Raw genomic sequence first — 6,302 nt, 5'->3', positions numbered from 1 at the left:
GGGTGAGATTTTTGTGTGATGGAAACGGGTATTAAAGAACAAGGAACAAGGAGCAAGGACTGATTCCCGGTTAGGGCAAATAACTTCTCAAAATAAAAAGAGCAAAGAACAAACCCACCTGCATTTGTCCTTACTCTTTGCTCTTTGTTCCTTACTCCTTCTAGAAATTCGGTTTTAACACATACTTATCATAGAACCTGAAAATATGTTCAGTAGCCTCTTCAGCTGTATCAACCATCCTGAAGAGATTTAAATCATCTTCGTTAATATTTCTTTCGTCCTGAAGCATGGTATTAGTGACCCAGTCTATGAGTCCTGACCAGTATGATTTTCCTACTAAAACTATTGGAAAACGTGCTACTTTACCTGTTTGAATCAGCGTTAAAGCTTCAAACATCTCATCCATTGTTCCGAAGCCACCGGGCAATACAATAAAGCCTTGAGAATACTTCATAAACATCACTTTACGGATGAAGAAATAATCGAATTCGAGAATTTTATCGCGGTCGATGTATTTATTGTGAAATTGCTCAAAGGGAAGTTCGATGTTCAAACCCACGGATTTACCACCAGCTTCGAAAGCTCCTTTATTGGCTGCCTCCATGATTCCGGGGCCACCACCTGAAATTACGCCATAGCCTCTTTCAGTCAGCAAACGGGCACAATCTTCAGCTAGTTTGTAGTACTGATTTTCATTAGATGTCCGTGCCGAGCCGAAAATTGATACACATGGACCTATTTTTGCAAGTTTCTCAAAACCATCAACGAACTCTGCCATGATCTTAAAGATCTGCCATGAGTCTGTAACTTTGATTTCCTGCCAGTTTTTGTTCTCAAACGCGTTTCTTATTTTTTCATCACTCGTCATAATACCCTATACTTTTTCAAATTAAAATTGTGTCCTGGCAGTTGTTGGCTTGCTGATCAGTAGAAGTCCGATAAATGTGATCAGGCCATTGACTACGATCAATTCATTATCAAAAACATAGCCACCCATTACAGTCGCGGAGTATTTATTTAGCAAAAAGCAGATTGCTGGAGATAATAGACAGATAAATGGTACCAGTTTGTCCCTAACACCGCGGTTTTTTACAAACAGACCAAACGCATATAAGCCTAGCAAAGGGCCATAGGTATAGGACGCCACTGTAAATATTGCACTCACCACAGCAGCATTATTTACAGCGTTAAACAAGATTATTACAAGAAACATTAGGAGGGAGAAACCTACGTGAACCATATGACGCGTTCTGACTGCCGAAGGAGCGTTAACGTCTTCTTTCTTGTCGAAACCAAGAAAATCTACGCAGAATGAGGTTGTGAGGGCTGCAAGTGCTGAATCTGTGGTTGCGAAAGTAGCAGCGGTAAGACCGAGCATAAATACGACACCGGGAATTATTGATAGATGGTTGAATGCTATTTCCGGAAATAGAAAATCTGTTCGCGGCTTGCCTGTAACGGCATCTACAGGGATCTCAATTCCATTTTTGGATGCGTAGATGTATAATAAAGCTCCTACACTCAGAAAGAAGATGTTTATCACGACGAATACAGCCGTGAAAGTGAACATATTTTTTTGAGCTTCGCCAATGTTTTTACAGCTGAGGTTCTTCTGCATCAAATCCTGATCAAGTCCCGTCATTGCAATCGTCACAAAAATACCGCCCAGCAATTGCTTGGATACATGAAATTTACTGGTCATGAAATCTTCATAGAAAAAAACCTTGGAGTATCCACTATTCTTTATCGTTTCAAAAGCTTCGGGAATGTTTAGTCCGAGACTGCTGCAGATGAAGTATATGGTCAGAATTACCGAAGTGACGAGGAAGAAAGTTTGCAAAGTGTCGGTAATGATAATCGTCTTAAGTCCTCCTTTAAACGTGTAAGACCAGATCAGTCCCAGGGAGATCAATACCGTCGCCCAGAACGGGATACCATAAGAATCGAAAATAAAACGCTGCAGTACAATTACCACCAGATAGAGACGAAAAGCAGATCCGATAGTCCTGCTTAGAAGGAAAATACTCGCAGCGGTTTTATAACTATGTGTTCCAAGCCGTTCCTCGATATAAGTATAAATGGAGGTGAGGTTCATCCTGTAATAAAGAGGAAGCAGTACAGTCGCTATAATGATGAAACCAATAGCGTTTCCAAGTACGAACTGGAAATATTTGAACTCATTACCAGCAGGATTACCAACTTCACCGGGGACAGATATAAAAGTTACGCCCGATAAGGCCGTTCCAATCATCCCAAAAGCAACCAGGTACCATTTGGAATCCTTGTTTGCTGTGAAAAACGTAGAGTTATCTGAGGACTTCTTGGAAGTAAAATAAGATACTCCTATCAGTAACAGAAAGTAGGCAACTAGAAAGCTGAGTAGTATTGATGGCTCCATGTTTAATTTTTGATAAGCGCCTAAAATAATAATTATGTTCTTAATACGAATTAATTCATTTGGTATTGTTGGCAGCTGGGAAGGGGTGCAGCTATTAATCATCTCAATACCTGTGTAAAAGATTACTTTTTAAGTTTAAATTTGTAGATGAATTTTTCTTCCAAACTGCTTGAAAATGCAGTAAATGAATTTGCGACTCTACCAGGGATAGGCCAGAAAACTGCCTTAAGATTAGTGCTGCATTTGTTAAACCAGCCTCAAGCCGATGTAGTGAAATTCAGCAGTACACTTCTTCAGTTAAAAAACGAGATCCGTTTCTGTGAGACCTGCCACAATATAGCAGATCAGAAGATATGTGAGATTTGTAGCGCTGTGAAACGTGAGAAATCCCTGATATGTATAGTCGAAGATACACGGGATGTCATGGCCATAGAAAATACGGGCCAATATCATGGCGTATATCACGTGCTGGGGGGGCTGATCTCGCCGATGGATGGGATCGGGCCGTCCGACTTGAATATAGACAGCCTTGTAGAAAGAGCGGATAGAGGAGATGTGTTGGAAGTTATTCTGGCTCTAAGCGCTACAATGGAAGGCGACACAACCATTTTTTATCTCTACAAAAAGCTAAAAGATAAAGGGATACAGATAAGTGCTATCGCCAGGGGAATAGCTTTTGGCGGTGAGTTAGAGTATGTCGATGAGATTACCCTCGGGCGATCAATCGCTACCCGTATTCCTTATGAAAACACGCTTGCAAAATAGCCCGGTTTAAATAAATAATCTTTAATGGATCTCAAAAATAAGACAGTTATAATCACCGGTGCCTCCTCGGGCATTGGCCGATCATGTGCGGAAGAATTTGCCAGGCGGGGTGCCAACCTTGTGTTGGGTGCGCGTCAATACGTCACATTATGTGAAATTGCCCAGGAACTGGAAGCCAAGTATCAGGTAAAGGCTATCGCGTATCAGTGCGATGTATCGAAAGAAGAGGATTGCAAAACCCTTATCGGACAAGCTGTGACTACTTTCGGGCGTGTGGACGTCCTGATCAACAATGCCGGTATATCCATGCGTGCATTGTTCGCCGATGTGGACCTGCAGGTGCTTAGGAACCTGATGGATGTAAATTTTTGGGGAGCGGTGTACTGTACCAAATATGCTTTGCCCGAACTTCTAAAGAATAAAGGCTCCGTGGTTGGTGTTTCTTCTATTGCAGGATATAAGGGATTGCCAGGCCGGACGGGCTATTCTGCATCAAAGTTTGCGTTAAATGGCTTTCTGGAATCGCTTCGTGTTGAAAACCTTAAAACGGGTTTACATGTAATGGTTGCTTCACCCGGATTTACCGCGTCGAACATCCGCTATTCCGCATTGGTAAAGGACGGCAGCGCACAGGGCGATACGAGTATGGAAGAAGGGAAAATGATGACATCACATGAGGTTGCGGAAATCATTGCAGATGGTGTGGAGCGTAGAAAGCGGACTCTCGTTATGACCGGACAAGGGAAACTCACCGTGTTTCTAAGCAAAGTACTTCCTTCATTTCTCGACGGTTTGGTTTATAAGCATTTTACTAAAGAAAAGGATCCCCTGATCAGATGAGACGTTTATTCATATTATTTGTATTGTTGCTTCCCGTTATCAATTTTGCATTTGCTGCTGATATTGAAATCAAACGGGATATTTCTTACTCTTTGGACTCCACGTCTGGCGATGAAAATTTGCTGGATGTTTATTATCCGGATGATGTGTCGGAAGCTAGAGACGTCTTTGTATTCATCCACGGCGGTTCATGGAATAGCGGCAAAAAGGGGACTTACTGGTGGCTGGGACGGAATATGGCTAACAAAAACGTCGTGACTGTAATTATAAACTACAGTCTTAGCCCGGTCGCTCAGTATGAAAAAATGGCTGCCGATTGTGCCAAAGCTTTAAAATGGGTAGACAATAACATCGCGACCTACGGAGGAAATAATAAAAGAATTTTTGTGATGGGCCATTCTGCAGGAGCGCATCTTGCTGCTTTGATCCATTCCGATCCAAGATTCTTTAATCAGGAGAAAATTTCTGATCCCATAAAAGGCCTTATTTTAAATGATGCTTTTGGACTGGATATGTTCGAATACCTCAGTGAGGCAAAGGAGGATGGTAATACCAAAAGTTTCCTCAATACCTTTTCTACTGATCAGGAAGTTTGGAAGCTTGCTTCGCCCTTATATTATCTAAAGAATTTCAAAGTACCAGTGCTGATATTCGTAGGAGAGAGGACATACCCGGCTATTCAACTCCAGTCGGAAAGGCTGCGGAAGGAGCTTAGTGAATTAGAACATAAAGTGATCCTTCAAATTATTCCCAAAAAGAAACATATTCCGATGATTGCTCAGATGTTCTTTAAGGGGAATGGACTTTATGATGAGGTGATTGGGTTTATGGGGGATGTTGATTAGGTGAAAGGTGAAAGGTGAAAGGTGAAAACTGAAAACTGAAAGTGGGGAGCGGTCTTCTGATTGTTATGGAGGTTCCACTTCACTTTCAACTTTCAACTTTCCACTCTCAACTTACCTACCCGTTGATTAGTTCCCCTCCATTCACATGAATCACTTGTCCTGTTATGTATGAAGCATCTTCGCAGGCGAGGAATACGTAGGCAGGGGCGATTTCAGAAGGCTGGCCGGCACGGCCCATTGGTACGTCCTGGCCGAATTTCTTGATATCCTTTGCTTCGAAAGTCGAAACAATAAGTGGGGTCCATACCGGGCCGGGTGCCACGGCGTTAACCCTGATTTTTTTGGGAGCCAGATTTTCGCTGAGCGAACGGGTGAAAGTCACTATGGCACCTTTAGTTGAAGAATAATCAATCAGATGCGGACTGCCCCGGTAGGCAGTAACGGAACTCGTATTTATTATCGTATCACCAGCTTTCATGCTCTTCAGAGCCGCTTGTGACAAGAAGAAGTACGGGAGAATGTTGACGTTGAATGTTTTCTCCAGTTGCTGTTTGCTTATGTTGAGAAAATCTTCCTGAGGATATTGCTGGGCAGCGTTATTCACCAGAATGTTAAGGCTCCCTAACTTAGAAATCGTTTGTTTAGCAATCTTATCGCAGAAATCCTTTTTACTGATATCCCCCTTGAAGAGTATGCATTTTCGGCCAGTATCCTCCACCAGCTTTTTTGTCTCTTCAGCATCTTTATCTTCATCGAGATATGCGATAGCTACGTCCGCCCCTTCCATCGCAAAATGCACAGCTACTGCGCGACCTATTCCGCTGTCGCCACCGGTGATCAGAGCCGTTTTATTCAAAAGCTTTCCCGCCGCTTTATAATTTGAATTTATATACTCGGGCTTAGGCGTCATTTTATCTTCCGAGCCCGGTTGATGTTTCTGTTTTTCGCTTCCCGGGAAAGATTTTGGCTTCGTTTTCATAATATAGAATGTATTTGAAGCAACCTGTAAGCCTTTCTATTTGTTTGACAGGATTTAAAACACATTACTTTCCTGTGATTTTCCCGTTGGTTGGAATTCCTACTTTTGCTCCATTGAAAAAAATGAGATTATAATATGATTAGCACTCCTCTTGGCCGTTTTCGCATTATTGCATTTTTAGAAGGTTGTTCTTTCTTGCTCATCGGCTTTACTATGATCCTGAAATATAAATACGAAATGCCCGGCCCCAATTATGTGGTAGGGATGATTCACGGTTTACTGTTTATACTGTATATAGGAATGCTTTTGCATGTTGCTTATGTATATAAATGGTCTTTTATGAAAGTTGCGTTGGGATTTTTAGCATCGCTTATTCCTTTTGGGACGTTTTATGCGGATAAGAAGCTTTTCAGGGAAGAGAATTAAACATATCTTTCGGGCGGGATACTAACACAGCGTTTAGTCGGGTTAGGGA

At 42.0% G+C, this 6,302-nt stretch carries 7 protein-coding genes; 4 read left to right on the top strand and 3 right to left on the bottom strand.

Features of this window, described 5'->3' with window-relative positions; genetic code table 11:
- Positions 1–160 precede the first annotated feature (160 nt).
- The gene (locus WBJ10_RS13305; protein WP_424291088.1) at positions 161–868 is read right to left on the bottom strand and encodes a TIGR00730 family Rossman fold protein; all 708 of its coding nucleotides are present in this window, start codon (positions 866–868) and stop codon (positions 161–163) included.
- A 21-nt stretch (positions 869–889) separates the two neighbouring features.
- The gene (locus tag WBJ10_RS13300; RefSeq protein WP_424291086.1) at positions 890–2,398 is read right to left on the bottom strand and encodes a sodium:solute symporter; all 1,509 of its coding nucleotides are present in this window, start codon (positions 2,396–2,398) and stop codon (positions 890–892) included.
- A gap of 147 nt (positions 2,399–2,545) precedes the next feature.
- On the opposite strand from WBJ10_RS13300, the gene recR reads away from it, so the two are divergent.
- Genes recR through WBJ10_RS13285 form a run of 3 tightly spaced genes read left to right on the top strand, consistent with a single transcriptional unit; the run spans position 2,546 to position 4,848 of the window.
- A complete protein-coding gene (gene recR / locus WBJ10_RS13295) occupies positions 2,546–3,163 on the top strand; it encodes a recombination mediator RecR (RefSeq protein ID WP_424291084.1) in 618 nt (205 codons plus the stop codon).
- Positions 3,164–3,187: 24 nt separating this feature from the next.
- Entirely contained in the window at positions 3,188–4,003 is an 816-nt protein-coding gene (locus tag WBJ10_RS13290) for an SDR family oxidoreductase (RefSeq protein ID WP_424291082.1), read from the top strand.
- Complete coding sequence (locus WBJ10_RS13285) at positions 4,000–4,848, top strand: alpha/beta hydrolase (RefSeq protein WP_424291081.1); 849 nt, start codon at positions 4,000–4,002, stop codon at positions 4,846–4,848. Before WBJ10_RS13290 ends, WBJ10_RS13285 begins: the two co-directional genes overlap by 4 nt.
- Before the next feature lie 115 nt (positions 4,849–4,963).
- Here WBJ10_RS13285 and WBJ10_RS13280 read toward each other — a convergent pair whose 3' ends face one another.
- Positions 4,964–5,827 (bottom strand): SDR family oxidoreductase, encoded by an 864-nt coding sequence (locus WBJ10_RS13280; protein WP_424291079.1) that lies wholly within the window; start codon positions 5,825–5,827, stop codon positions 4,964–4,966.
- A gap of 135 nt (positions 5,828–5,962) precedes the next feature.
- Between WBJ10_RS13280 and WBJ10_RS13275 the strand changes: the two genes are divergently transcribed.
- The gene (locus WBJ10_RS13275; RefSeq protein WP_424291077.1) at positions 5,963–6,253 is read left to right on the top strand and encodes a DUF3817 domain-containing protein; all 291 of its coding nucleotides are present in this window, start codon (positions 5,963–5,965) and stop codon (positions 6,251–6,253) included.
- Positions 6,254–6,302 lie beyond the last annotated feature (49 nt).

The sequence above is a fragment of the Daejeonella sp. genome, assembly GCF_049655485.1.
Lineage (GTDB): Bacteria > Bacteroidota > Bacteroidia > Sphingobacteriales > Sphingobacteriaceae > Daejeonella.
Note: the sequence above shows the minus strand (reverse complement) of the source record. Positions and strands in the feature narration are given on the sequence as shown.